This window comes from Microvirga sp. P4_G7 (genome assembly GCF_056401005.1).
In genome coordinates, this window is sequence record NZ_JBFUKD010000553.1 from 1 (window position 1) to 2,528 (window position 2,528).

The window sequence follows — 2,528 nt, forward strand, 5'->3', positions numbered from 1 at the left end:
GTCGCTGGATGCGCGGATCTACGCGAGCATCGAGCGAGCAATGTCCCGATAGTTCCGCCTGTCGTGGGCTCTGCTCGAAACGAAAACCCCGCGGCGAGCCGCGGGGTTTTTTACGTTCGTTGTGCTGGTGCGTTACGAATGCGCCAGAATGGCCAACAGCAACAATGCAATGATGTTGGTGATCTTGATCGCCGGGTTCACGGCCGGACCTGCCGTGTCCTTGTAGGGGTCGCCGACGGTATCGCCGGTCACCGAGGCTTTGTGGGCTTCGGATCCCTTGTGGTGGACGACGCCGTTAGCGTCCGTAAAGCCGTCCTCGAACGACTTCTTGGCATTGTCCCAGGCGCCGCCGCCCGAGGTCATCGAGATGGCGACGAAGAGACCCGTCACGATGACGCCGAGAAGCATGGCGCCCAGGGCCGAGAAGGCCTGCGACTTGCCCGCGATCCAATAGATCACGAAGTAGGTCACGATGGGCGCCAGGACCGGCAGCAGCGACGGGATGATCATTTCCTTGATCGCCGCCCGGGTGAGCATGTCGACCGCCCGGCCGTAATCGGGACGATCGGTTCCAGCCATGATGCCCGGCTTCTCGCGGAACTGCCGACGCACTTCCTCGACGACTGCGCCCGCCGCACGGCCGACCGCCGTCATGGCGATGCCGCCGAACAGGAACGGGATCAATCCGCCGAACAGGAGGCCGACGACCACGTAGGGGTTCGCCAACGAGAAGTCCGGCTTCACACCCGCGAAATACGGATATGTAGCGGCGTTCTGCGTGAAGTGGTTGAGGTCCGACGTATACGCCGCGAACAGAACCAGGGCGCCGAGACCGGCCGAACCGATGGCATAGCCTTTCGTGACGGCCTTCGTCGTGTTGCCGACCGCATCGAGTGCGTCCGTGGACTTGCGGACCTCCTTTGGCAGGCCGGCCATCTCGGCGATGCCGCCGGCGTTGTCCGTCACCGGACCGAAGGCATCGAGCGCGACGATCATGCCGGCCACACCGAGCATGGCCGTCACCGCGATCGCGATGCCGAAGAGACCGGCGAATTTGAACGAGACGATGATGCCGGCGATGATCACGATTGCCGGGAGCGCCGTCGATTCGAGCGAAACGGCGAGACCCTGGATGACGTTCGTGCCGTGGCCGGTCACGGACGCCTGAGCGATCGAGCGCACCGGGCGGAACCCGACACCGGTATAGTACTCGGTGATGACCACGATCAGGGCCGTCACCGACAGGCCGGTGACCGCGCACCAGAACAAGTCCGAGCCTGAGAAGCTCGCATTGGCGATCGGGCCGAAGCCGATGGTCTGCCAGGTCAGAATCCCGATGGCGGCGAGCGACAGGATGCCTGTCACGGCGAGCCCCTTGTAGAGCGCGCCCATGATTGACTCGTTCTGTCCGAGCTTTACGAAGAACGTGCCGATGATCGAGGTCACGATGCACACCGCGCCGATACCGAGCGGATAGAGCATCATGGTCTCGAGAAGGGGCTGCCCAGCGAAGAAGATCGCCGCGAGAACCATCGTGGCGACGATGGTCACCGCATAAGTCTCGAAGAGATCCGCCGCCATGCCGGCRCARTCGCCSACGTTGTCGCCCACGTTGTCGGCGATGGTCGCCGGGTTGCGCGGATCRTCCTCGGGAATKCCSGCTTCGACCTTGCCGACGAGATCGCCGCCGACATCGGCACCCTTCGTGAAGATGCCGCCGCCAAGACGAGCGAAAATGGAAATCAGCGACGCGCCGAAGCCGAGGGCGACAAGGCTGTCGATCACTTGACGGTCAGAGGGGGCGAGCCCCGCGCCCTTCGTCAGGTAGGCGTAGTAGAGCGAGACGCCGAGGAGCGCGAGCCCGGCGACAAGCAAGCCCGTCACCGCCCCCGACTTGAACGCCACGTCGAGACCGCCACCGAGCGACTGCGTCGCGGCCTGTGCCGTGCGCACGTTGGCCCTCACCGAAACGTTCATGCCGATGAAGCCGGCCGCTCCGGACAGGATGGCGCCGACCGCAAAGCCGATGCCGACCCGAACGCCGAGCAGATAAGAGATGATGATGAAGAGAACCACGCCGACGATGGCGATGGTGATGTATTGGCGCCGGAGATAGGCCTTGGCCCCTTCAGCGATCGCGCCGGCGATCTCCTGCATGCGCTGCGAGCCCGCGTCACGTTTCATGACGTCGGAAATAGCCCACGCGCCATAAACAATAGAAAGCAGGCCGCCTAAAACGATAAGCCAAAGTGCCATAGTGTCGTCCTTGTGATGGATGACAGACGGCCGATCATCAAAGCCCAATTTTTGGCCTTGACCGGCCTCTACCCCAGGGAAGTCCCTATTTGGTGGCAAATATTCAGGGGGCGTGCAACAGCGCTTCGCGTTTGCATGCACAGAAGACTTTTTGATCGGCTTGGAGAAAGGTCTAAGCCAGAACCGTTGATTTGCGCCGACTCTGCCAAAAGAGAAGGCAAAGGACGATGAGGATGGGCGGGAAAGCGAGGGCGTTGAGAGCGCCCCACCCT

Annotated in this window: 1 protein-coding gene; it reads right to left on the bottom strand. The window is 62.7% G+C overall.

The window, feature by feature from the left end:
• Positions 1-132 precede the first annotated feature (132 nt).
• Positions 133-2,256 carry a sodium-translocating pyrophosphatase gene (locus AC1DT3_RS17790; RefSeq protein WP_477466564.1) on the bottom strand — a complete coding sequence of 708 codons (2,124 nt, stop codon included), beginning with the start codon at positions 2,254-2,256 and terminating at the stop codon, positions 133-135.
• Between the last annotated feature and the right edge of the window lie 272 nt (positions 2,257-2,528).